We start from the raw sequence: 24,593 nt of genomic DNA on the forward strand, positions 1-24,593 counted from the left end.
CTTAACCAGTGAAGATTTTAGTTCTGCGCTTTTCCTCCATTGGCGACATTGTGCTGACCACGCCGGTGGTGCGCTGCCTCAAGCAGCAAGTGCCCGATGCGCAGGTGCACTACTGCACCAAACCTGCGTACCGGGACATGCTCGAGGCCAACCCCTACGTGGATAAAGTGCATTGCTTAACCGGTTCGCTCAAGGAACTGGTGCGCGAACTGCAGCAGGAGCGGTTCGATTTCATCGTCGATCTGCACAACAACCTGCGCACCTTCCTGATTAAGCTGCAGTTGGGCCGGCCGAGCGCCAGCTTCAACAAGCTCAACTTACGCAAGTGGCTGCGCGTGAACCTGAAATGGGATGTGCTGCCGCGCGTGCACATTGTACAGCGCTACCTGGCCGCTGCCGCGCCCCTCGGCGTGCACGACGACGGCCGCGGCCTCGACTATTTTATTCCGCCCGATCAGCGCGTTGACGTGGAGCAAACCTTGCCCGCCGACTTTCACAACGGCTACGTGGCCTTTGCCATCGGTGCGCAACACGCCACCAAGCGCCTGCCTGTGGAGCGCATTATCGAGCTGTGCGGGCAGTTGCGCCGCCCGGTGGTGCTCCTGGGCGGCCCCGAAGACGAAAGCACCGGCCACGTGATTGAGCTGCACTTCGAGCAGCACCAGCCCCGCGAGCATTCTGGGGTTACGCCGCATAACATTCCGGCATCGCCTTACTATTTCGACAAAACCGCGCTGCCGCCTTCGCGCACCACTATCTACAATGCTTGCGGCCGTTTTTCGCTGCACCAATCGGCGTCGCTGGTAAAGCAGGCGCAGTTGGTCATCAGCCACGATACCGGCCTGATGCACATTGCAGCGGCTTTCCGCAAGGAAATCTTTAGTGTGTGGGGCAATACCGTGCCCGAATTCGGCATGTACCCGTTCCGCACGGAGTTTCGGGTGCTGGAGGTGGAGGGGTTGGCCTGCCGGCCGTGTTCCAAGATTGGCTACGATAAGTGCCCGCAAGGCCACTTCCGCTGCATGCGCGACATCCGCTTCGACCTTGATTTGCCGCCCGCCCGCGACGCCCGTTAAGCACCAGCTTCCACAACCAAAAAGCCGACCTAGCATCCTAGGTGGGCTTTTTCAGGTCAGGCCACGGCAGGTTTGCCGCAAGCAACGTAGTTAGGCAAGCACCCACTTGCCCCAAGCTTGTTGCCGCATGACTGAAAACACTCCCGCCGCCACCCAACCGCCACCCGCCGACCACACCGTGGTGGTGCGCGTAGGCCCCGATGCGCTGCTTGCCGATGTGCAGGCCGGCCGACATACCTTCATCATCGACGAGCCCGTGGCCGTTGGTGGGCACGACCGCGGCCCCACGCCCTACGATATGCTGCTCTCGGCCCTAGGTGCCTGCACGGCCATCACGCTGCGCCTGTATGCCAACCAAAAGCAATGGCCGCTCGAGGGCGTAGAGGTACGCCTTTCGCACGGGCGCGAGCACCGGCTCGACTGCGAGCAATGCGAGCAGGAAGCCGGTGCCAACCTCGAAGTGGTGCGCAAGCAGCTGCGCCTGCTCGGGCCCCTCACGGCCGAGCAACGCCAGCGTTTGGAGGTAATCTCGGCCAAGTGCCCGGTGCAGAAAACCCTCAGCAAAAGCCTGCGCATCGAAACCACTTTGGTGCCCGCCGATGCTTGGGTGTGAGCCCTAGGTACCCACAGCTTGCGTTGCCATAAAGGGCCTACGCACCGAACAAAAAACCTTGCCGACTCCAGATCAAGCAATGCCTGCGGTAGTCGTTCTGCATAAGCCCAACAAAAAGCCCGGTTGCTGTTAGCAACCGGGCTTTTTGTTACCTAGGCGAAGCGCTGGAGCTAGCCCAGCTGCGCAAAGCCGCAGTAGCGGTGCAGCACCTCGGGCAGGCGAATGGTGCCATCGGCTTGCTGGTTGTTTTCGAGCAAGGCTGCCACAATGCGCGGCAAGGCCAGCGCCGAGCCGTTGAGCGTGTGCAGCAGCTGCGTTTTGTTGTTTTCGTCGCGGTAGCGCAGCTTCAGGCGGTTGGCCTGGTAGGTTTCGAAGTTCGAGCAGGAGGATACCTCCAGCCAGCGCTGCTGCGCCGCCGACCACACTTCCAAGTCGTAGGTGAGGGCCGAGGTGAAGCCCATATCGCCGCCGCAGAGGCGCAGCACGCGGTAGGGCAGCTCCAGCTTCTGCAGTAGGCCTTCGATATGGCCCAGCATGCGCTCCAGGGTTTGGTACGAGCGCTCCGGCAGATCGATTTCCACAATCTCTACCTTATCGAACTGGTGGAGGCGGTTGAGGCCGCGCACGTGCGCACCCCACGAGCCCGCCTCGCGGCGGAAGCAGGGCGTATAGCCCGCGTTGCGCACGGGCAGGCGCTCGGTGGCAATAATTTCGTCGCGGTAGAGGTTGGTAATGGGCACCTCCGCCGTCGGAATTAGGTACAGGTCGTCGGCGGTGGCGTGGTACATCTGGCCCTCTTTGTCGGGCAGCTGACCGGTGCCGTACCCCGAGGCCTCGTTGATGAGAATGGGCGGCTGCATTTCGGTGTAGCCGGCGGCCATGGCTTCATCAAGGAAGAAGTTGATGAGCGCGCGCTGCAAGCGGGCACCCTGGCCTTTGTACACCGGAAAGCCGGCGCCCGTAATCTTATTGCCGAGCTCAAAATCGATGATATCGAGCTTCTTAATCAGGTCCCAGTGGGGGAGGGCTTCGCCGGGTAGTTCGGGCTTATTGCCTACTTCGCGCACCACCTCGTTATCGTCGGCCGAGCGGCCGGCCGGCACGCTCGCGTGCGGCACGTTCGGAATGCGATACAAGGCGTCCTGCAGCTCCTTTTCCACGCCGGTTAGCTCTTCGGCAGCGGTTTTGGTTTGCTGCTTGAGGGCGGCGGTGCGGCTTTTCAGCTCTTCGGCGCCGGCTTTGTCGCCGCTTTTCATCAGCGCGCCAATTTGCTGGGCCAGCTTGTTGGCCTCGGCCTGGGCCGAGTCGTGCTCGGTTTGCAGCTGTCGGCGGCGTTGGTCGAGCTCCAGCACACGTTGCACCTCGGCCTCAGCGTTGGGGAAATTCCTTTTGGTTAGGCCGGCCAATACCCGGTCGGTTTGTTCTTTCAGGACGGAAACTTGCAGCATACTTCGGCGACGATACGCGATGAAACGTGGCAAAAGTAGCGGTTTTCGGGTGCCGCCGGCAGTTCTGCCGCCGAGTTGGTGCGCTTCGGCACCTAGGAGCCGAAAAGCAAACAGCCCGCTCGGAACTAAGCCAATCTGCGAAAAGTTAAATTCTCGAGCACTGTTTATAAAATCGGTGCATCCTATTGGCCCTTTTGGCCGTATTGCGTAACATTGCGCAAGCAAGCCGGCGTCTGATGCCGGGCCCAGCCCTAGGTGGTTTCCGGCCCGATTGGTTCCAGCGCCCAGAGTCTCTAGCTTTTCTGACATCCTGCCCGCGCGTTTGCGCTGCTTATCTGTTGGGTTTGTGCCGTGGCAGCTCGCCAAAGGGCCGCGGCGGCATTTGCCGGGCATCTCCACCCCGATTTCTCTCCCTCCCGTACCCATTTATGTACACTATTGACGAGCTCAAGGACCGCTTGTTGTCCGAGCTGAAGGAAATAGCCGAATCCCTTAACGTGGGCAATTTCCGCCGCCTGAGCAAGCAGGACCTTATCTACAAGATTCTGGATCAGCAAGCTATTACGCCGCCCGATAAAATGCCTACCAAACGGGCTCCGCTGGCCGAAACCATTGATGCCGCCCCTGCGCTGAATGGCAACGCAGCCCCAGCCGGCCGCCCCGAGCGCCGTGGTGGCCGCACTGCGGCACCGGCACCTGCGCCGTTGGCCGCCGAAGTTCCCGCACTCGAAGCAGCTGTGGCAGTAGCCGACGCACCCGCCGTTGCGGTGCCGGAGGTACAAGCCAACGGGCGCCCGCCGCGCGGCGCACAGCGCGGTGGCCGCGGCCGTCGCAACGACGCCCCGGCCGTTTCCCTTGCCCCCGACGAAGACGCCAACACAACTGCCGCACCGCTGCCGCCCGTGGAGGCCCCGGCCCCCGACGCGCCCGTTATTGCGCAACCCGTACCCGAAATTCCGCAGCCCGCCGAAGCACCTGCGCCGCGCCCGGCCGAGGAGCAGCCCCGCGAGCAACGCCCCGTGCGTTTTGTGGTGCCGCAACCCGGCCGCGAGCCGCGCGAAATTCGCCCGGCCGATTACCGCCGCGACGCGCCGCGTCCCAACCGCAACGAGCCCCGCGAGCCGCGCCCCGTGCAGCAGGGTGCCCCCGAGCAAGCGCCCCAGGCGCCGCGCCCCCTAGGTGAGCAGCCGCGTCCGCTCAACGGGCAGGCACCGCAACAGCAGCAGCTACCCCGCGATGAACGCGAAGTGCGCGAGCCGCGGGAACCCCGCGAAATGCGCGAAGGCCGCGAACCCCGCGACCGTGACCAGCGCCGCGAAGAACGCTTTAACCGCGAAGGCCGCCAACCGCAGCAGCAAGGGCCGCGCCAGGCCGGCGAGCCAGGCCAGCAGCCGCAACAGCAGCGGCAGCCGCAATTGCCGCGCGTCGAGTCGTTGGATATCACCATCCCGAGCGAAGGTGCCCTGGAGATGATGCCCGACGGCGGCTACGGCTTCCTCCGCTCGCCCTACTACAACTACTTAGCCTCGCCCGACGACATTTACGTGTCCCCGCAGCAGGTAAAGCAGTACTCGCTCAAGGCCGGCGACACCGTGAAGTGCACCGTGCGCCCGCCCAAAGAAGGCGAGAAGTATTACGCTCTGGTAACGGTAGAGAGCGTAAACGGCCGCTCGGTAGAAGACGTGCGCGACCGGATTTCCTTCTCGCACCTTACGCCGTTGTTTGCCGAAGAGCGCCTGAAGCTGAGCACCTCGCCCTCGCAGTACAGCACGCGTATTCTGGATTTGTTTGCCCCCATTGGTAAAGGCCAGCGCGGCCTGATTGTGGCGCAGCCGAAAGTAGGCAAGACGGTGCTGCTGCAAGAAATTGCCAACTCCATCGCCGAAAACCACCCCGAGGTGTACCTGATGATTTTGCTCATCGACGAACGCCCCGAGGAGGTAACCGAAATGCAGCGCACGGTGAAAGCCGAAGTGCTCAGCTCGACCTTCGACGAAACCGCCGACCGCCACGTGAAAATCGCCGGCATGGCCCTCGACAAAGCCAAGCGCCTGGTGGAGTGCGGCCACGATGTGGTAATTCTGCTCGACTCGATTACCCGCCTCGCCCGCGCCTACAACACGGTGCAGCCCTCGTCGAGCCGCATCCTGTCGGGTGGTATCGATGCTGGCGCACTCCAGAAGCCCAAGCGCTTCTTCGGTGCCGCCCGCAACGTTGAGAATGGCGGTTCGCTCACCATCATTGCCACAGCCCTGACGGACACCGGCTCGAAGATGGATGAAGTAATCTTCGAAGAATTCAAGGGCACCGGCAACATGGAGTTGCAGCTCGACCGCAAGCTGGCCAACAAGCGCATCTTCCCGGCCATCGACGTGCCGGCATCCGGCACCCGCCGCGAAGACCTGCTGATGGGCAAGGAAGAGCTCAGCCGCGTGTGGGTACTGCGCAAGTTCATGTCCGACATGACCTCCACCGAGGCCATGGAGTTCCTGAAAGACCGCATGAAAGGCACCCGCGACAACATGGAATTCCTGGTATCGATGAACGGCTAAGCGCTGTTCATTCAACCGCTAACAAAAAAGCCCCGCCAGCAATGGCGGGGCTTTTTTGTTAGCGGTTTAACCTAGGGCAGGTTAATCTTGCTTGAAGAACTTCTGCACCGAGCGCTGGCCACCGGTAGTTACCTCGAAGAAGTACACACCGGCACGCAGCGAAGACACGTCAACCGACGAGCTGGCTTGCGCCGAGCCTTTCTTCATCAGCTGGCCTACCGAGTTCACAATGCGCCACTGTAGCTCGCCGCCGGCATACTCAAAGCCAAGTTGGCTGGTAGCGGGGTTTGGCGTGAGGTGTACTTGCTGGCTGCTATTGTTCACTACAACCACTTGCGAGTAGGAGGCAGTGCCGTCGAAGTCAACCTGGCGTAGGCGGTAGTAGCTAGTGCCGGCTAGTGGGCGGGTATCCTCGAAGCTGTACTGGCGTACGTTAAGCGCATTTCCAGCACCAGTTACACGACCGATCTTTTGGTAAGTAACGCCATCTGCCGAACGTTCAATCTCGAAGTGCGAGTTGTTCTTTTCCGAAGCAGTAGTCCAGCTTACGTCCACACCGAAACGCTTAGCGCTTGGTACAGCCGAAAACCTTACCAGCTCGACGGGAAGTACCGAAGCTGCGCAGGCTGCATCTGAATTGTAATTGGTGTTGGGTGTGGCACCAACAGGTGCACTACATCCGGTAGGTTGCGTAGCGCCGTTTTGGTAGTTCAGCACGCAAAACGTTACGTTGACGCCAGTGCTGCTGTTGCTCTCTGGATCGTTAATAACGTCGGAGCCGTATACGCTTCCCCCTACACGAACACCACTACCGCCAGGGCTACCATTACCGGTTTCCGTGTCAATAATAGTAGCAGAACCTGTAGCCCCTGTCAAATCTAGGTTGCCTAAAATGTTTAGTCGCCCATCAACAGTAAGAATCACGTTGTTTCGCAGAACTATGTTGCAGCCTATTTCAAGCACGCCTATCTGCGAGTTCAAAGCGGTTGAACCACGATTGGCCTCGATGAGGATATTCCCCTTGTTGGCAGAAAGAATATTGACGGAAAGAAGACCGAGAGGAGAGATTACAAAGGAGTTGTCTCCCTGCTGGCCATTCGGAGCGGAAAATGTATAGTTGTTATTTGCAGCTTCAGTGACAGAAGCTGCAACATTGGTCGTTGTCAAATTACCGTTGACTATAGCGGGGTCCTTGCCAACGATTATGGCTGTTTTGTTGTTAGAAAGTTCTAGGTTCGCATCAATTACGACATCGTTCTTTATATAAAGTACAATGTCTCTAAGTTCGTATGTATTAGTGCTAGATGTATATGCTCTATCAATATCGGCTAATGTGCCTGTCGTGGGGGTACAGTTACCACTCACGAGCTGAAATCGAATTTGCGACAGCAAATTGCTTCCTCCAGAAGTAGGAGTAATAGTTTCGTACACGCACTGGGCCTGTACGCCCCCAGCGTAAGCAAGTAGGCCTCCGAGTAAGAAAGTAAGTTTTCGCATCATATCAGTGAATGTAGAGCGTGTTGCACAGGTAGTTGGGGGTGAATGTAAGAAATTTGGATTGTACTATCACCGAAAGACAGTAATCAACGCAACAACAGCCGATCTTTTTACGGTGCTATGCGTAAAGGCCTGACTTTTATGTAATGACACTGTTTTGCTAACACTGGGCCTAAGCATTTCGTCTACATAAGCTAACAATACTCTAAGCACTACCTCCTCGCTAACCAAAAAACGGCCTCTGTTTCTAATCTGCCACCTTTGCAGCTATGCAACAACTGCCCGACACCCAACTCCTCTACATTTTCGATCCGCTGTGTGGCTGGTGCTACGGCATGAGCCCCGTGGTGAAGCGCTTGGCTGAAGAGTACGCCGACCGGGTACCATGCACGGTGCTCAGCGGAGGTATGGTGGTTGGCGAAGACATAGAGCCCATCAGTATTCGTTGGGGCTACATCAGCCAGGCGCTAAAGCAGGTGGAGCAGATAACGGGCGTGCAGTTCGGCGAGCCTTTTTTGCAGCTAGGAGCCGAGGGCAGCCACATTAATAACTCCGAGCCGCCGAGCCGTGCCCTCATGGCTTTCAAGCAGCTCGATCCGCTGAACCGCGAGGTGGCGTTTGCGCACGACATTCAGCAGGCGCACTTTGCCGAGGGGCGCGACCTGAACGACCCCGCCACTTACGAGCAGTTGGCCAAAGCATACAGCCTGGATGCGGGCGAGTTCAGGCGGTGGTGGGAAAGCGACGCCACCCGCGAGGCCACCCAACACGAGTTTCAGATGGTGCGTCAGCTGGGCGTACAAGGTTTTCCGACGCTGGTGCTGGTGCACGGGCACCAAGGCTACGTGCTCACGCGCGGCTACCAGCCGTACGAAGAGTTGAAATCAGGGCTGGAGCAGTTGCTGCGTGATACCGCTCAGCAGTAAAGCACTGTTTTGCCCCCATGCCAAAGGCCGGCCTAGGTACCTAGGCCGGCCTTTGGCATGGGGGTGTGCTAACCGCCAAACGAGGCGTAGCGTACCACCTGCTTTTTCAGCGGCGACCACGCAATGCGCCGGCCGTCTTCCTTGCCTACTTTGTACTCGAAACCCACAGCAGTGGGGCGGCGGCGCAGGTCATCCCACGTGGCGCGGTCGGTGGTGTTGGGCTGAAAGGCGTCGGTTGGTTTGACGGCAGGTTGGCGGAAGTTGCTTTCGGCGAAGAACGTATCCATGCGGCGGCGCAGGTAAGCCTGGCGCTCCTGGCTTGAGGCGCCGGGCGTTTTCATTTCGTATACCATAGCGGCTTCCAAATCGGCAGAGCTGAGCGACTCGCGAAAGATGACCGTGCCATCGGCGGCGGTGATGCTGAACGTGGCCTCGCTGCTCAAGAGCGAATCGCCGCGCAGCACGAGCTGAAATAAGTCGGGCGAGGAAGGCGAGGAAAACAGATGCCGGGCGCGGACCGCCTTCAGGGTGTCGGATTGGGCGTGGGCGGCCGAGGCGGCCGTGGTGTCCATGGGCTCTAAGGCAGGGCTGTCGGCGGTGTCGGCTGCGGCGGTGCCGGCCTGCTCGGTGCCTGGCCCAGACGATGGATTGGAACAGCCCAACGGCGCTGCAAGCACTAGCACGAAGGGCAGAAGGCGCGTCGTAGTCATATGTGGGCCTACGCAGGCGGCTGCGGGCGAGTTGGGGCCCGCGGCTAGGGCAACCAATGACGCAGCGCTAGCATCAGCACAAACGCTACGCTCAGGCACACCGACGACACTTGGTTCATGCGCATGGTGCGCCGGAAATCGGCCGCGGCGGAATTGCGCCATACCTGCCAAACCCAACGGCCGAACAGTGCTACCACCGGCAGCGTGGCCACGGCAAACACCAGCAGAAAGCCAAGCTCTCGTCGCCCTAGGTACGCCGTGCCCAAAACCACGGCACCGGCCAGCAGACCCAGGCCCGCAAACACAAACGTACCCCGCACGCCCAGCAGCAGGCTCAGGGTACGGTCGCCGCGGCGGGCGTCCTCCTGGTGCTGATACACTTGCGTGAGTGGGTAAGAGCCGCACAAAAACAAGCTGCTGACGGCGGCCAGCAACAGGTTGTCAGTGGCAAAAACCTCCGACCACACTGCGTCGGCCCCAATTTGCGTCACCAGAAATGTGAAGGCGCCCTGAAACAAAACCACCACCAGCGTGCTGATGACGGGGTATTTTTTCAGGCGGATGCGGTCGTAGCTATAGGCTTTGGATACCAGCAGGTACACGGCCAGCAGCGCGGCAAATAGCGGCGAAATCAGCAGCGCACCCAGCACGGCCAAGGCATCAAAAGCGACAACAAGGTGCCACAGCGCGGGCGTAACCTGCGGGGGGCGTTCCAAGCCGCCAATGCTGCCTTCGTCGCGGTCGAACCAAGAGTTGTAGCCGTTGGACGCGGGGTAGGCCAGCAAGTGCAGCACCACAAACACGCCCGCGGCGCGGGTAGCCGAAAACGGTTCGCGGAGGCTGCTCAGGGCAAACCAGTACACCGGCATCAGGTACACCGAAAACGGAATGCGTAGCAGCGGCAGGGCTTTTTTGTAATTGTCAATGACCAATGAGCAATGAACAATTAAGGGTGATGAGAGTGGACCGGGCGTTTGATTCAAGCAGGTAAAAACGACCCGTTGGTAGCAAGCAGAGCAAGAAACCGATTCAACCGCGCTTTACCGCTCATCAGCTGCGCCTTCCTTCGGTTGTCCATTGCTCATTGATAATTGTTCATTGATTTTTCGGCCAACCCACGAGGTAAGTTACCTCGGGGCCCCAGGCGTGGCGCACTTTGCCTGCCTGCCAGTGGTAGCGGCCCTCGGGGTCGGCCTGCCGACCTAGGGCCAGCAGCTGCTTGGGCGTGTACATGCGCAGGATGGAAACCACGCCGTCCCAGATGGTGCAAAGCGGAATAAGCGGAATTAGGTAGGTAAACAGCAAGCGGCTGACGCTAAAGGGCCGGATAAATGGAGTGATGAGCAGCTGCGCCACGGGCAGCACCGTAAGCGCCAGCAGGATTTCCCACCAATGCTTGCCGGCGCCCTCAAACACACCCACACCCGTTTGGGCCTGCACCGCGTTGCGCAGCAGCTGGGCACCTAGGGCCGGCCGGAAATGATGAAACGCCGAAAACACCGCCCGGAAACCCGCCAGCTGCGCCGGTACCTGCAAGGCGTTTACGGGCGCGGGCTCGAAGCCGATAGCACCGTTTGATTGCTTGCCGATGTGCTGCCACGCGGCCGGCTGGGGGTACAAATCGGTGAGGGTAATGCGCACCTTGGGCAGATTCTCGGCTTGCAGGGCCTGCAGCACATCCTCGGTGCCGCCGCCGGCGCCGGCGCACAGCTCCAGCACGTGCTGCTGGTTGGTGCGGCGCAGGGCTTCGGCCAGCAGCGGGGCAATGGGTCGGTAGGTGTGCAGGTGGGTAATCATGAAGCGGAGGTAATCCATCATGCCCGCCCGCACCACGGCCGGAAACCAGGGCTGGTCTTCAAACTCAAACAATTGTAGGCGAAGCTTCATGAGTACGGCAAACCGTTGGCTGTACGAGGCTACGGCCACCAACGGTTGAGTTAAAATGGCCAGGCCGAGCTATTGCAGCGCTAAAAGGGGGTGTTCTACCCATTCCACCGGCTTGTTTGTTGGTTCCCGGCGCGGCGTGCCTGGAAATGTCTAGCGAAGCCGACTCAGGTTAAAGCCAGATTCTGCATTTTGTTTTCGGGAAAGTATTGTAAACCGATGTTGTAAGATTAACTTTGCCTTACAAAGTGCTCTGAATACATGAAGCCAGCCGTCGACCCGTTAGCCCAATTAGCCGAAATCCGCTCGATAATGGAGCGTTCCTCGCGGTTTATCTCGCTGAGTGGTTTGTCGGGCATAGGGGCGGGCGTGGTAGCGTTGGCCGGGGCGGGCCTGGGGCATTGGTATTTGCACCGGCTCCTAGGTGGCTCGCCTGGCACCGATGTGTACGGCAGCACCTTGGGCAACTCATCAGGTTTGATTTCGATGCTTGAAGAGTCGCCCACGCTGCGGCTCGCGGTGTTGCCCCACTTGCTGGTGCTGTGCCTAGGTATAATTGTGCTGGCGGGCGGAGTAGCTGTGTTTTTTACCCGGCGCCGCACGCGTTACACCGGCGCCTCGCTCTGGGATGGAGCCGCAAAGCGCCTGTTCTGGAGCATGGCCTTGCCGCTGGTTGCCGGCGGGCTGTTTTGCTTGCAGCTGTACCTGCGCGGTGCGGCGGGGCTGGTGGTGCCGGGTATGCTCATCTTCTACGGCGTGGCGCTGCTCAACGCCAGCAAGTACACCTTGCCCGAAATTAAGCTGCTGGGTTTCTCGCAGATACTGCTGGGCCTGGTGGCTAGTTTGGCCGTAAACTGGGCCTTCCTGTTCTTTGCAGCGGGGTTTGGGTTGTGCCACATCGGCTACGGGCTGCTGATGTATAACCGCTACGAGCGCGAAAGCAACGTGGCTCCTGCCAAATAACAGCGCTTTTCGCTCAAGGCTACCACGCTGGTCTTGGGCTCACTAACCTTCTGCGGCGCAAACCGCGCCAGGCTTTTTCAACGCATCCGTGAAGCACGTAATCCATCAGCTCAACAAGGCCTTCGACCACCGCGTGCGGCTGGGCGTGATGGCCGTGCTCATGGCCAACGACGAGGTCAGCTTCAACGAGCTAAAAGAAACCCTCGACCTTACCGACGGCAACCTGGCCAGCCACGCCGCCGCGCTCGAAAAAGCCGGCTACGTGCAAGTAAACAAGCAGTTTGTGGGCAAAAAGCCCAATACCACTTTCACTGCTACCAAGGAAGGCCGCCAGGCGTTTCAGGAGCACCTCGATACGCTTGAGAAATTGCTACGGGGCGGCGAATAAATTTTTTTGTGCTTGAACTTTGAAACACAAAGTACTTTAAAGGATATGGATGCACTCCCGTTATTTTCCACCACTTCGGTACAAAGCTCTGCCAGGCCTGCGCAGGCGGCTGCTTGGCGGCCCGTGGTATTGGTGCTGAGCACAACCCAAAAATGGCTGCTGCCCGTGGGGCTGTTGTTGTTTGATGTGTTGTTTTGGGAGCAGCACCTAGGGCTGAATCTGGCCGTGTACGCGCTGCTGGCCGTGGCAGTGTTGCTGGCCAGCCGGCCGCGTAGTGCGTGGCGCTCGGGCTACTTTCGGTTGGTACTGCTGGGTACGCTGGTATCGGCCGGGGCGGTGGCCTGGTACGGCTCGGGAGCGGCGGCACTGGCCTGCTCCGCTTCGTTGCTGATGCTGTGGGGCTACGCCAACCAGCCCCCGCTAAAGCAGGCCAGCTTGGCGTTGCTTACGGGCCTAGGAGCGGCGGCCGAGGTGCTGGCTGGTTTGCCCAACTTGCTGCTGCGGGCGCTGCCCAGCCGGCAAACCAAAGTTGGCCGCGTGGGGTGGTATGTGCGGTTGCTTGCCATGCCGTTGCTGGTGCTCGGGGTGTTTCATGTGTTGTTTGCACTGGCTAATCCGCGCTACCGGGTGCTGGCCGGCGAGGTATGGGCCCGCTTTGCCGAGTGGCTGGCCAAATACTTAGCGGTGTTGTCGGTGGGACACTTGCTGTTTTTGCTAGTGGGTTTGGCTGCCGCGGCGGTGGCTTTGTTGCGGGTGCCCGCACCCAGGTTGGCGCAGTGGGAGGCCGGCTTTGCCGAAGCAGTGGTGCGCCGGCGCGACGGGGTAGCCTCGTTTGCCGTGCGCAACCCCGATTTCCGGCGGCGCACGTTCCGCCTCGCCGATTTGCGCAAAGAGTACCTAGGGGCCGTAGCCGTGTTTGGGCTCGTCAACCTGCTGCTGTTGGTCGTCAACGCCATCGATGTGCAATGGCTGTGGTTTGGTTTCCGGCCCGAGGGCAATTTCAACCTGGCGCAGTTCGTGCACGAGGGCACCTACGTGCTCATCTTCAGCATATTGCTGGCCATGGGCATCGTGCTGTGGTTTTTCCGGCGCAACCTCAATTTCTACCAACCGGGTTTGCCTTTGCTGCGCTGGGGTGCCACGGTGTGGGTGGTCCAAAACGCTGTGCTGGCGGTATCGGTAGGGTTGCGCAACTACTATTATATCTCGCACATGGGCTTGGCTTACAAGCGCATAGGCGTGTGTTTCTTTCTGCTGCTCACGCTGTTTGGGCTGGTTACCATCCTGCTCAAAATCTGGCAGCGGCGTTCGGCTTTTGCATTGGTTCGGCTGAACAGCGTAGCCGCGTACCTCGTGCTGCTCTGCTTGGCACTGGGCAACTGGGAAATCTGGATTGCGCGCTACAACCTGACCTCCGGGTTTCGGCAAATCGATTACGGGTTTCTGCTGAGCATGCCCGGCCGCGTGCTGCCCGAGCTGGTGCGCCACCGCGCTACCCTCAACCGCACGCCTAGCATCACTACCGCCGCTACCTACAGCGGCTACGGCAGCCAAGCCCTAAAACCCGATGCTGCCCAGCGCCTGCTCGATGCACGCGTGGCGCGCTGGCGCGCTTACTACCAGGCAACCGCCAGCTGGCAGGATTGGACCTACGCCGATTGGCAGGCCTACCGCCAGCTCAGCCAACGGCACTAATCCGGCTGCCCTAGGTGCTGCGGGCAGCTGCGGCACCTAGGGCACTGCCCCAGTTTATCACCCATAAACCTGCCTGCTCTGCTGCCGGGCCCGCACCCTTTGCCATGATGACGTTTGCCGACTGGACTGCGTACTTCCGCGCCAACCAAAACCACCTGGCCGAGCTGAGCTGGGACGATACCTACCGCCTTACCGAGCGCGAACGACGCGCGGCGGGCCGCTCGCTACAGCACTTTCAGCGCGGCGAAAGCTCCGAGGGGCACCACTTGTACCACCACGCCCAAACCAGCCACGATGCCGACTACCTCGCGGCCATGCGCCTGTTTATTGCCGAAGAACAAGGCCACGCCAAGGTGCTGGGGCGTTTTTTGGACGTGCAAGGCTTACCCCGCCTGCGCGTGTGCTTCACCGACAACGTATTTCGCTGGCTGCGGCGCCTCAGCAATTGGGAGCACACCATTCGGTTGCTGCTCACGGCCGAGATAATTGCTGCTGTGTACTACCGCGCCCTGTACCACGCTACTTACTCGGGGCTGCTGCAGCAAATATGCCTGCGCATTTTGCGTGACGAGCGGCAGCACATTGCCTTTCAGTGCAGCACCCTGCGGTATTTGCGCCCGCGGCGTAGCAGCCTGGGGTGGTGGCTCAGCCAACAACTACACCGCGGCCTGATGATTGGCACGACGGCTGTGGTGTGGGTGTGCTACAACCGCACGTTGTGGGCAGGGGGCATGGGGCCGGTGGGGTTTGCGGCCGGCGTAGCGCAAGAGTGGGAGCGGGCCCAGCAACTCCTGCGGACCCCGGCTGCCGAGCTACCTGCCGCCCAGGGCAGCGTTGGGCACCTAGGCCCGGCGCACCTAGCAACTCAGGGGCAATGATAGCGCTGCTCGTGCGGGGCGTGCAGTTGGCGCCAATGGCCATGTGGTGGGGGCTGGGCATGGCGGTTGTTGCGGCCCTAAATTTACTTGGCCAGGAGGAGCTGTGGCCCCATACCCCGGCCGCCGCCATGGCCTGCCAAGCCATGCTCGCGGCTGGGGTAGGCTGCGTGGTAGCATCGGCACCCGTTGCGGCATGGCGGTGGGCGGCGGTACTGCCGGGGCAGGTGCTGCCGGCCCTGGCCAGGCTAGTGGCTATTGCAGGTGCAATTGTGGCTGTACCCGTGCTGATATTTCTGGTTGTATCGGTTGTGTGGGCCGCCGGCGAGGCAATTACCCGCTACTGAACCGGCTCCCGGCTGGCAACTGGTATATTTGTATTTCAGCCGGAGCGTTTACGTGCCAGCTCCCCGGTTTTTCTTGCCCGATGCCCTCGACTGAAGCTCAGCATATTAACGCCGCTACGCCCCCAAAGCCCCGCCCCAAGCGTTCTTGGCCTAACCGCCTTTCGCGCATTGCTTGGGCTGCTTTTGCTGCCGCGGCTGGTTTTTTTCTGCTGCTGCCTATTCTGGTAGCTTCCAACTTCTTGTTCCTGTTCGGCAAATCGCCGAGCCTCGAGGAGCTGGAAGACCCCAAAGTAGAGCAGCCTTCCGAGGTGTTTACCTCCGACGGCGTGCTGCTTGGGCGCTACTACCGCGAAAACCGTTACCCCGTGCCGCTCGACAGCATGTCGCCGTGGCTGATAAAGGCCTTGGTGGCTACCGAAGACATCCGCTACCAGGAGCACTCCGGCATCGATCCGCAGGCATTGGTGGGCTCGGTGGTGGCTGCCGCCCGCGGGCAAAAGCGCGGGGGCTCCACCATTACGCAGCAGCTGGCCAAAAACCTCTACAAAACCCGCCGCGGCGAGCAGGGCCTCCTAGGTCATGTACCCGTGGTGAGCACCATCATTGCCAAGCTGAAGGAGTGGCTGACGGCCGTGGAGCTGGAGCGCCGCTACACCAAGGATGAAATCCTGCGCATGTACCTCAACACCGTCGATTACGGTTCGCAGTCGTACGGCATTAAGGTGGCGGCCAAAACGTTCTTCAGCACCACGCCCGACAGCCTCCGCCCCGAGCAAGTAGCGGTGCTGGTAGGCGCCCTCAACAACCCCACGGCTTTTAACGCGCGCTTCCACCCCGAAGCCGCCACCCGGCGCCGCAATTTGGTGCTCGAGCGCATGGGGCAAGCGGGGGTGTTGCCCGCCGCGCAAGTGAAAATTCTGCAGGCGCAGCCCATCGTGCTGAAGTACCAGGTAGAAAAGCACGTCGACGGCCCCGAAAACTACTTCCGCACGGCCATCAGCCAGTTCGTAAACGACTGGTGCGAGAAGAACGGCTACGACATGTACCGCGACGGACTGCGCATCTACACCACCATCGACTCGCGCATGCAGGAGCACGCCGAGGACGCCGTGCAGAAGCGCATGAAAACGCTGCAGCGCAGCTTCGATAATTTCTGGCGCAACCGCGGCAAAAACCCGTGGGTGGATGAAGATGGCAACGAAATTCCCAACTTCATTGAAACGCAGATTAAGCGCACCGAGCTATACAAAGAGCTGGCCACGCGCTACAAAGGCAACCCCGCCGGCCTGGATTCGGCCCTGAACACCAAGCGCCCCATGAAGGTGTTTACCTGGAAGGGAGACGGCGACACTACGCTGCTGCTTTCGCCGCTCGACTCGTTGGCGTACTACAAACACTTTCTGCACGCCGGCATGATGTCGATGGACCCGTACACCGGGCACATCAAAGCCTGGGTGGGTGGCCTGAACTATCGTTTCTTTCAGTACGACCACGTAAAGCAGGGCAAACGGCAGGCCGGCTCCACATTTAAGCCGTTTGTGTACCTCACCGCCATCGATAAAGGCTACGCGCCCTGCGACCGGATTCGGGACGAGCGCGTGACGATAAATTACGTGGAGAACGGCAAGCCCATGGAGTGGAAGCCCGACAACGTAACGCGAGAGTACACGGGCATCAACATGACGCTGCGCCACGCCATGGCCCGCTCGGTAAACTCCGTAACGGCCCAGCTTACCGAGCGTGTGGGCTGGAACGAGGTAGCCAAATATGCCAACAAAGTGGGCATCCGGAGCAAGCTGCTGGGCGTACCGAGCATCGGCCTAGGTTCGGCCGGCGACGTGAGCGTGTACGAAATGGTGAATGCCTACAGCACGTTCGTAAACGGGGGCTTCCGGCCCGAGCCGCTCATCGTTACGCGCATCGAAGACCGCAACGGCAACGTTATTAAGCAGTTCGATCCGCAGCAGAAACGCGTGATTCCGGCCGAAACGGCTTGGCTGATGGTGTACATGCTGCGCGGCGGCATGGACGAGCCCGGCGGTACCTCGCAGGGCTTGTGGGAGTACGACCTGTGGAAGAAGAACAACCAGATCGGCGGCAAAACCGGCACCACCTCCAACTATTCCGACGGCTGGTACATGGGCATTACCAAAGACCTCGTGACTGGGGTGTGGGTCGGTGGCGAAGACCGCTCCATTCACTTCTTCCGCTCGGAGCAGGGCGAAGGCGGCCGTATGGCGCTGCCGGTGTTCGGCATGTTCATGGAGCGTATTTACAAGGACAAGGAGTTAGGTATTACGCCCGGCCCATTTCCGAAGTACCCCGGCAAAATCAATCGCAAGTACATCTGCTACTCCGAGGATTCGCGCCCGCGCCGCCAGAAAGTGGAAGTAGACTCGATTGTGGTGGACAACCTGCTCGACCGCATTAACGAAGGCACCATTGAGGTGCCCGATAGCCTGAAGGCGCAGTAGCACCTAGGCTTGCTAATCCGCGTTGCGGCGGGCCTTGGTGTAGCGCCGAGTGCCACTCGGCGCTGGCGCGGCGCGCGCCAATCCGGCACCGCGCCATATGACATAGAACCACGCAGTCCAGCATGGCGGCTGTTGGCCGCCGCGCCGAGTAACACTCAGCGCTACTGCGGACGCCTCGCACCTGGGCTTGCTAGTGCGCTTGTGCCCTAGGTGGCGCGCACAGTGCCAGCCCAAAACACCGGGCCCGCCAAGCAGTATTGCACTGCCTGGCGGGCCCGGGTTGTTTTGGGTGACGCAGGTGCGTTAGCCTTCCTCGCGCTGGTAGAATGACTCCAGTGCTTCGCGCAGGTGCGGGTGTTCAAACTTAAAGCCTTGCTCCATTACTTTTTGGGCGCTAACCCGCTGCGAGGCCAGCACAATCTCGCTCATCTCGCCCATCAGCAGTTTCAGGCCGAACTCCGGCACCTTGGGCAATACCAACGGGCGATGTAGTACATCGGCCAGGGTGGAGGTAAACTCCTTATTGGTAACCGGGTGCGGCGACACCGCATTGTACGTGCCCTGCCACTCCGGTTCTTCCATCATCTGAATCAGCAAGCGGCAGAGGTCGTCGATATGTACCCACGACATGTACTGGCGCCCCGAACCTAGGGCCGCACCGGCCATCAGCTTAACCGGGCGGGCAATGCTGGGCAGCGCGCCGCCCTCGTCGCTGAGCACAATGCCGATACGCGTGATGACGGTGCGGATGCCTAGGTCTTGCACCTGTTGGGCAGCCCGTTCCCATTGCGTCGCTACGTCGGCCAGAAAGTCGTCGGCCGGAGCGGGTGGAGTCTCTTCCGTCAGCATCCGGTCGTCGGCGTCGCCGTAAATGCCGATTGCCGAGGCCGAGATAAATGCCTTCACGTGGTGCGGCCGCTCGCGCAGCTCGCGGGCCAGCAGGTTGGTGCCGCCCACGCGGCTCGACATGATTTCGTGCTTGCGCTCCTCCGACCATTTCTCGTCCGAAACGCTGGCGCCGGCCAGGTTCACAATGAAATCGGCGTAGCCGATGGCGGCCTCGTCAATTTGGCCGGCGGAGGGGTCCCAACGGAAGCTGCAGTAGTGGCCACGCCCGGTTTGCCGGCTTAAGTGGGCCACTTCGTAGCCTGCGTCAATCAGCATTTCGGAAAGGCGCATGCCGATAAGGCCGCGGCCACCCGAAATCAACACTTTGCGCAACGATGGTTTCATTGTGTAAGCAACACGAAAGGACCGATTACTGCCGGTAAGTTCAAAAAGGGCTGCAAGTTAAACTGCAGGCGCCACATGCTTTTCACCGCAACAGCGCGGCCAACGATTAGGTGCGCTGCCAGCCACGAGGGTTACTTGCCGATCAGTCGCAAAAACTCGCGCCGCAGTTGTTCGTCGCGCTCGAAAGCCCCGCCGTATTCTGCCGTAATGGTGGAGCTGCTGGTATCGTTTACGCCGCGGCTCATCACGCACAAGTGGTCGGCCTCGATGAGCACGGCCACGTCGTCGGTACGCAGGCTTTGCTTCAGCTCCTCGGCAATTTGGCGGGTGAGGCGCTCTTGCACCTGCGGGCGGCGGGCGTAGTACTGCACCACGCGGTTCAGCTTAGAAAGGCCAACCACGTGCTCGCCGGGCAGGTACGCTACGTGGGCCTTACCTATAATAGGTACAAAGTGATGCTCGCAGCACGAGAACAAAGTGATGTCGCGCTCTACCAGAATATGGTGGTACTGGTACCGGTTTTCAAACAAACGAACCTCGGGGCGGTGCTGCGGATCGAGCCCGCGGAACCACTCATTCACGAACATCTTGGCCACGCGGCGCGGCGTGCCGTTCAGGCTGTCGTCGGTGAGGTCGAGGCCGAGCAAATGCATAATCTCGCGGAAGTGCGCGGTGATGCCCGCAATTTTATCTTCCTCGCTAAGCGCAAAAGCATCGTCGCGCAATGGGGTGCGCAACTCGGCATCGAGGTGGTCGTCGGCGCCCGGAAGGGCTGCCGGATCGGGCTGTTTAGCCATGATATTCTACAAAGTTGCGGTCCGTTTCGAAAAGCGTGACCGATAAGGCCAAGTTGGTGGCCAGGTGAGGCCGTAGCCGCTGCCAGCACACGCGGGCAATGTTCTCGGCCGTAGGGTTCAGGTGGCGAAAATCTTCGGTGTCGAGATTCAGGTTGCGGTGGTCAAAGGTATTTAGAATCTCGCTTTTGATGAGGTTACTCAGCTCCTTCAAATCGTACACATAGCCCGTGTCGGGGTTGGGCTCGCCGGTAAGGCGCACCGTCAGCACGTAGTTGTGGCCGTGGTAGTTGGGGTTGTTGCACAGGCCAAACACGCGGTCGTTTTCCTCGTCCGTCCACTGGGGGTTATAAAGGCGGTGCGCGGCGTTGAAGTGCTCGGTGCGTCCTACGGTTACTTTCATGTGGTCCTTAACTCCAAGTTCGGGTCGTTTGTTTCGGTATTCGCATCCTGCTCAATAACAGTACTTTATCAAGTATATATTTTTCTAATCTTGAACTTATCAAATATTGCGAAGGATATATCTAATAAAAGTGATATTGAGTGAAAAAAATCTAGCCCCTACTCTGGCGCTTTGTGTAGGGGTGGTTAAATTTGGTGAGTTGTTACCCGCAAATAGCGAGCGGCTGCACTTCACACTTCGTTTTCACACACTTATTTCACTCTCTATGAAATCAGGCGTACTCCTCTCTCTGTTGCTGTTCGTCCTGACGACTGCAGGCTTCGCTCAACGCTCGCCCGTAGACGAAACGGAAATGGCAGTAAAAGGCATCCCTCGTAAAGGTCAGCGCGTTACTATTCAGCTGGATAGCAAGCGCGTAGAAGACTCGTGGGTAAAGCTCATCAACGAAAAAATCGGCAAGGTAAAGGCCGATAAAGGCGTGTACTCGATGGATGGTGTCGTGGTTGAGTCGATTTCAAAGACTCCGATCCGCATTATCTCGAAGGTTGACGCCGTACCGACCGGTACTACCGTTTGGTGGTCGATTGACTTGGGCAACGCTTACCTGAGCAAAGACGCTACGCCGCAGCAGTGGAAGTCGGCCGAAAGCTACCTGAAGGACTTTGCCCGTCAGCTGTACCGCGAAGACATTGCCCTGCAAGTGCAAGAAGCCGAGCGCGCCCTGATCAACTCGCAGAACAACCACATGGCCGTTATTGCTAAGCAAGACGCCATCAAGAAGGACATCGAGCGCAACAAGCAGAAGAAAATTGAAATTCAGCAGCAGCTGGCCGAAAACGCTGCCGAACTGGTGAAGCTCAACAACATGGTTGACTCGAACCTGAAGGAGCAAGAAGCCGCTCGCGCCGACATTGTGAACATGCGTGTGCAGCTGGAGTCGGTTAAAGAGCGCATGAACAAAATCGAGTAGTTCAGCGTCCAGCTTATTAATAGCAAAGCCCCGCCGTTATGGCGGGGCTTTTTGCTTTCAGGCCGGTTCTAAATCGGTGTTGTGGCATGGTGGCAGGGCCCTAGGTGCTGGTGGTTGCCTGCCGACTGGGGGCTAGTTGCGGGCAAGGCGTATTTGCTGCTCGGCCGCTTCGGGCCCACGCCACCCAACCACTCTTACCTCGCCTGGTTCGCCGGTGTGCTGGTACCACAAACGCAGGGTTTCGCGGGCGGCGGGGTAGTGTGCAACCAACTCCTGCCACGAGGTTACGGACAAGTTGCGCTGGCTGGGGCGGGCGGGCACGGTTAGCACCACCGACTGCATTTCGCCGCCGTTGTCGAGCAGCAGCAAGGCCAAGGGTAATACTTCGAGGACGGTGCCCGGCGGCTGGCTTTCGGCCAACACAATGGCGGGCTGCGGCCGACCTAGGGGGTGCAGTTTGGAGGCAGGCAAACGGGTGGAGGGAATAAACCCCGCGTTGGCCGGGTAGGGCAAAAAGTCCACTCGCTGCTCAACCCCGGCACGCAACGCCGGCCGAAAATCGTTGTGGCGCGCGTCGTAGCGCAGCACGCGGTTTGAGCCGGCGGGTGTTTCTACTACCACTTGCAGCAAGCGTCGCTCCGCCGAGTAGGTGGGCAGCTTATCAAAACGCTCCTGACAGCTGGTAAGGCCAGCCGCCAGGAGCGCGAATGATGCAGCAACTGCAGAACCTGAGTTACCGAAGTGCCTGGTCGATGAGGCGCAGCGGGTTGGCTTTTTGCAGGTTGAGTACAAAGCGAATGTTGTCGGTGAAGTTTTTGCGGCTGCTGGGCAATCCGTTGTCGTACTGCGAGCCAGCAATCGGCAAATAAAGCCGGAAAGCATCATTCATTAAAGGCAAGGCCAAGCCGGCGTCGTAAAACAGGCGCTGGTTGCCGCCGTTGGGCAACACAAAGCGGCGGTTGGCGGCGCCTAGGTCGGCAAAAACCACCAGCGGCGTTTTGGGTAAATCGGCTTCCAGGTTGAGCGTGGTGAGCCACTTATCGGCAAACACAGGCAAATATGCTTTGAAAGCGCCGTCGCGGTCGTCGGTTTGGTGCACTTGGGCCGTCAGGGCGTCGGAAATTTGCCGACGATCGAGGAAGGCTGTTTGACGCCGGTAATCGGGGCTGCCGCTCAGGCCAATGGCATAGGGCGACTCAGCAGCCTGCGACAGGAAGCGGCCACCAAACAAACGCGCCCGGAAGCTGCGCTTTTCGGCGTAGTGCTGCTCGTAGCGCAAAGCGGCGCGCAGCAGCTGCGGCGAATCGTAGGTGGTGCCTGCGCTGCGCGGGGTAAACGCGTTCAGCTCCACATCGGCGCCGTAGTTGCGGGCCGCATCGCCACCTAGGAGCTCGTAACGCAACGTCGGGATGATGTTGCCGGTTGAGGTAGGGTCTTGCTCGGTGCGCACGATGGTGTAGGCTAACTGCACCTGCTGGCGCAAGTTGCCCCACTGGGTGCGGCGAAGCTCCAGCGACAAGCTTGGCTCCAGCTTTGTGTACCGCTCGAAGCTAGCTACCTGGAACGAGGTGGTAACGCGCTGCAGGTAGCGGCTGCTTGGCAGAGCCGTGAGGTTCACCTGGCCAATGCCTTTTAGGTCGCGGCGGTTAATGCTAAACATGGGCATGGCCACGTAGCTTAGCTTGTTGAGCACCAAAGGGTTGTTGTAGAAGGCGGCACCCAGCATAAACTTGTCGTGGGTGTTGGCGCCTACTACCGGCAGCCAATACAGGTCCGTGCGGTCCCAGCGCTCCACGCCGGCCAGGGGCCGGATGCGCAAGGGCTCCATCGTGGGGAAGGTGCCGTCGAGCAGGCGCTGGTCGTCGCGGCGGTTGAGTTGCGGCGTCAGGTACTCGGGGTCGACGACTACGGCGGCTACCTCGGGCGTGCGGCGGAAGTTAAGTTGGGTTACGTCGGTGTCTTCGTCGCCGGTAGATCGGTCTTCGGCTTCGCGGCCGCCAAACACGGGTGTCCACTTCAGCTCCAGCACCTTGCCTTGGGCATCAACGGTAGCAACCGGCACCGACCAAGCAGCCGTCGACTCGTTGCGAACCAACACCTTCACTTGCTCGCCGGCCAGCAGCAAATCCGATACCGTAGCGTTGTAGCGGGTGGTGGTACCGAGCATCTGCTGAAAAAACCAATCGAGCTTTTGCCCGGCGGCCTCTTCAAACGCGGCTTGCATATCGGCCGGCGATGGGTGACGAAACTTCCACCGGTCGTAATACAGGCGCATGCCCTGGTCGAACTTTTCCTGCCCTAGGTACCCGGCAAGGTAGCGCAGCAAGCCAGCGCTTTTCACGTACACAATAGCGCCGTAATTGTAGCTGGTGAACTGGGCCGAGGCCGGACCCGCGTTGGGCTGGTCGTAGCCGCGGCTGGCCACCGCCTGCCATTGGGTTTGCGCTACCGCTGCCGGCGGTACACCTGCAAGGCCAAGCTTTTGGGCCACTACCGGGCTGCTAGCAGCTTTGGCCAGCGGGTCGGAGGGGGTTTGTTTAAAGGCTTCCATCACACGGCTTTCCATGTAGGTGTTCACGCCTTCGTCCTGCCACGGGTGGTCGCGTTCGTTGGAGGCCAGAATGCCGTAAAACCAGTTATGGCCGACTTCGTGCACAATAGCAAACGGATCGGTTACGGTAACCATGGGGTACTCCATGCCCGAGCCGGCGCTCAGGGCGCCATCCACGGCGGTAGCCGCCGAGTAGGGGTACTCGCCCACCCAACGCGAGTAGCCCTCCAGCGCGTACCGGATGTCGTTGCGGTGCTTCAGCCAGTCGGCAGCGTTGCGGTTGGTGAACATCATCCAAGCCGTAACGCTTTTGCCCGACGGCAGCTGCACCACGTCCTTGAGCACGTTAAAACGCTTGTCGGCAAACCAGGCGAAGTCGTGCACGCGGTCTTGCGTGTAGCGCAGCGTTTTGGTGCCCGACGCCGACGCCGGAAATTCCTCGCTGGTGCCAAATTGTTCGGGCTTGGTTTTGGCCGCCGCTGCCGTAGCCAACTCGTCAAGACGTTGCAGCTCGGCGGGCGTTTGCAGCTCGCCTGTAGCGCCCACCACGTAGTTTTCGGGTAAGGTAATGCGCACATCGAACGAGCCGAACTCAGAGTAGAATTCGCCCTGGTCGAGGTAAGGCATGGGGTGCCAGCCGGTGCGGTCGTACACGGCGGGCTTGGGGTACCACTGCGTTACTTGGTAGCTCTGCCCTACGTGGCCCATCCGCGAAAAAGAGTCGGGCAGCTTCACGCGGAAGGGCGTGCTGATGGTAACACGTTGCCCCGGTTGCAACGGTTGCGGCAGCAGCAACTTGGCAATGTCGGGGTTTTGGACATCGTATTCGAGGCGCGCCGATTGGCCATCCACCTTGAAGTCGAGCTGATCGATGTAACCGCGCGCTTCGGGTTTGGCAAACTCGAACTTCAGCTTGCCAACTTGGCGCTGCTGCCGGGCAAATGCCGTGGAGTTGTCGCGGTAAGCGTTAGGCCACAAATGGATGTAGATGAACGGCAGCGCGTCGGGCGAGTTGTTGACGTACTGCATCTGCTCGCGCCCGGTAAGCACGTGCTGCTTGTCGTCGAGGGCTACGTCGATGGAGTAGTTTACTTCTTGCTGCCAATACGGGCGCTCGGTTTGGGCAACGGCCGCCAGCGGCAGCACTGCCAGCACAAGGCTGGCCACTAGTTTTTGCATAGAGTTAAGGCGAAT

Annotated in this window: 21 protein-coding genes; 11 read left to right on the plus strand and 10 right to left on the minus strand. The window is 60.0% G+C overall.

Features of this window, described 5'->3' with window-relative positions; translation table 11 throughout:
* Positions 1-8 precede the first annotated feature (8 nt).
* Complete coding sequence (locus D3Y59_RS17325; protein WP_119446183.1) at positions 9-1,076, plus strand: glycosyltransferase family 9 protein; 1,068 nt, start codon at positions 9-11, stop codon at positions 1,074-1,076.
* A 127-nt stretch (positions 1,077-1,203) separates the two neighbouring features.
* Positions 1,204-1,689, plus strand: a complete 486-nt coding sequence (locus D3Y59_RS17330) for an OsmC family protein (RefSeq protein ID WP_119446184.1) — start codon at positions 1,204-1,206, stop codon at positions 1,687-1,689.
* 170 nt (positions 1,690-1,859) lie between these two features.
* Here D3Y59_RS17330 and serS read toward each other — a convergent pair whose 3' ends face one another.
* Positions 1,860-3,137, minus strand: a complete 1,278-nt coding sequence (serS, locus tag D3Y59_RS17335) for a serine--tRNA ligase (protein ID WP_119446185.1) — start codon at positions 3,135-3,137, stop codon at positions 1,860-1,862.
* A gap of 428 nt (positions 3,138-3,565) precedes the next feature.
* On the opposite strand from serS, the gene rho reads away from it, so the two are divergent.
* Positions 3,566-5,689, plus strand: coding sequence for a transcription termination factor Rho (gene rho, locus D3Y59_RS17340; protein ID WP_119446186.1), 2,124 nt, complete (start codon positions 3,566-3,568; stop codon positions 5,687-5,689).
* Positions 5,690-5,770: 81 nt separating this feature from the next.
* On the opposite strand, the gene D3Y59_RS17345 is transcribed toward rho, so the two are convergent.
* Positions 5,771-7,189: a T9SS type A sorting domain-containing protein gene (locus tag D3Y59_RS17345; RefSeq protein WP_119446187.1), complete on the minus strand. Its 1,419-nt coding sequence runs from the start codon at positions 7,187-7,189 to the stop codon at positions 5,771-5,773.
* A gap of 266 nt (positions 7,190-7,455) precedes the next feature.
* On the opposite strand from D3Y59_RS17345, the gene D3Y59_RS17350 reads away from it, so the two are divergent.
* On the plus strand, positions 7,456-8,112 hold the full coding sequence (locus D3Y59_RS17350; RefSeq protein ID WP_119446188.1) for a DsbA family protein: 657 nt from the start codon (positions 7,456-7,458) through the stop codon (positions 8,110-8,112).
* Between the two features lie 68 nt (positions 8,113-8,180).
* On the opposite strand, the gene D3Y59_RS17355 is transcribed toward D3Y59_RS17350, so the two are convergent.
* From D3Y59_RS17355 to D3Y59_RS17365, 3 genes are all read right to left on the minus strand, one after another.
* On the minus strand, positions 8,181-8,822 hold the full coding sequence (locus D3Y59_RS17355) for a hypothetical protein (protein ID WP_162910872.1): 642 nt from the start codon (positions 8,820-8,822) through the stop codon (positions 8,181-8,183).
* A gap of 44 nt (positions 8,823-8,866) precedes the next feature.
* Positions 8,867-9,754 (minus strand): UbiA family prenyltransferase, encoded by an 888-nt coding sequence (locus tag D3Y59_RS17360; protein WP_119446190.1) that lies wholly within the window; start codon positions 9,752-9,754, stop codon positions 8,867-8,869.
* A 163-nt stretch (positions 9,755-9,917) separates the two neighbouring features.
* Entirely contained in the window at positions 9,918-10,709 is a 792-nt protein-coding gene (locus tag D3Y59_RS17365) for a class I SAM-dependent methyltransferase (protein ID WP_162910873.1), read from the minus strand.
* Positions 10,710-10,967: 258 nt separating this feature from the next.
* Between D3Y59_RS17365 and D3Y59_RS17370 the strand changes: the two genes are divergently transcribed.
* From D3Y59_RS17370 to D3Y59_RS17395, 6 genes are all read left to right on the plus strand, one after another.
* Positions 10,968-11,669, plus strand: a complete 702-nt coding sequence (locus D3Y59_RS17370; RefSeq protein WP_119446192.1) for a hypothetical protein — start codon at positions 10,968-10,970, stop codon at positions 11,667-11,669.
* Positions 11,670-11,757: 88 nt separating this feature from the next.
* Complete coding sequence (locus D3Y59_RS17375; protein ID WP_119446193.1) at positions 11,758-12,057, plus strand: winged helix-turn-helix domain-containing protein; 300 nt, start codon at positions 11,758-11,760, stop codon at positions 12,055-12,057.
* Between the two features lie 45 nt (positions 12,058-12,102).
* Positions 12,103-13,752 carry a DUF4153 domain-containing protein gene (locus D3Y59_RS17380; protein WP_119446194.1) on the plus strand — a complete coding sequence of 550 codons (1,650 nt, stop codon included), beginning with the start codon at positions 12,103-12,105 and terminating at the stop codon, positions 13,750-13,752.
* Between the two features lie 104 nt (positions 13,753-13,856).
* On the plus strand, positions 13,857-14,630 hold the full coding sequence (locus tag D3Y59_RS17385; RefSeq protein ID WP_162910874.1) for a ferritin-like domain-containing protein: 774 nt from the start codon (positions 13,857-13,859) through the stop codon (positions 14,628-14,630).
* Positions 14,627-14,974: a hypothetical protein gene (locus D3Y59_RS17390; protein WP_119446196.1), complete on the plus strand. Its 348-nt coding sequence runs from the start codon at positions 14,627-14,629 to the stop codon at positions 14,972-14,974. The genes D3Y59_RS17385 and D3Y59_RS17390 overlap by 4 nt, the downstream gene beginning before the upstream one ends.
* A gap of 80 nt (positions 14,975-15,054) precedes the next feature.
* Complete coding sequence (locus D3Y59_RS17395; protein ID WP_119446197.1) at positions 15,055-17,448, plus strand: transglycosylase domain-containing protein; 2,394 nt, start codon at positions 15,055-15,057, stop codon at positions 17,446-17,448.
* Between the two features lie 303 nt (positions 17,449-17,751).
* On the opposite strand, the gene D3Y59_RS17400 is transcribed toward D3Y59_RS17395, so the two are convergent.
* The 3 genes from D3Y59_RS17400 to D3Y59_RS17410 all read right to left on the minus strand — a co-directional run bounded on the left by D3Y59_RS17400 (position 17,752) and on the right by D3Y59_RS17410 (position 19,878).
* Positions 17,752-18,681 carry a TIGR01777 family oxidoreductase gene (locus D3Y59_RS17400; RefSeq protein ID WP_119446198.1) on the minus strand — a complete coding sequence of 310 codons (930 nt, stop codon included), beginning with the start codon at positions 18,679-18,681 and terminating at the stop codon, positions 17,752-17,754.
* 131 nt (positions 18,682-18,812) lie between these two features.
* Entirely contained in the window at positions 18,813-19,478 is a 666-nt protein-coding gene (folE, locus tag D3Y59_RS17405; RefSeq protein ID WP_119446199.1) for a GTP cyclohydrolase I FolE, read from the minus strand.
* Positions 19,471-19,878, minus strand: a complete 408-nt coding sequence (locus D3Y59_RS17410; RefSeq protein WP_119446200.1) for a 6-pyruvoyl trahydropterin synthase family protein — start codon at positions 19,876-19,878, stop codon at positions 19,471-19,473. The genes folE and D3Y59_RS17410 overlap by 8 nt, the downstream gene beginning before the upstream one ends.
* A 265-nt stretch (positions 19,879-20,143) precedes the next feature.
* Between D3Y59_RS17410 and D3Y59_RS17415 the strand changes: the two genes are divergently transcribed.
* Positions 20,144-20,848 (plus strand): hypothetical protein, encoded by a 705-nt coding sequence (locus D3Y59_RS17415; RefSeq protein WP_162910875.1) that lies wholly within the window; start codon positions 20,144-20,146, stop codon positions 20,846-20,848.
* Positions 20,849-20,980: 132 nt separating this feature from the next.
* Here D3Y59_RS17415 and D3Y59_RS17420 read toward each other — a convergent pair whose 3' ends face one another.
* The gene (locus tag D3Y59_RS17420) at positions 20,981-21,469 is read right to left on the minus strand and encodes an inorganic diphosphatase (RefSeq protein WP_240410607.1); all 489 of its coding nucleotides are present in this window, start codon (positions 21,467-21,469) and stop codon (positions 20,981-20,983) included.
* 112 nt (positions 21,470-21,581) lie between these two features.
* Entirely contained in the window at positions 21,582-24,578 is a 2,997-nt protein-coding gene (locus tag D3Y59_RS18410; RefSeq protein ID WP_162910877.1) for a M1 family metallopeptidase, read from the minus strand.
* Positions 24,579-24,593: the final 15 nt, after the last annotated feature.

Origin of the sequence: Hymenobacter oligotrophus, from assembly GCF_003574965.1 — a bacterium.
Classification (GTDB): domain Bacteria; phylum Bacteroidota; class Bacteroidia; order Cytophagales; family Hymenobacteraceae; genus Solirubrum; species Solirubrum oligotrophum.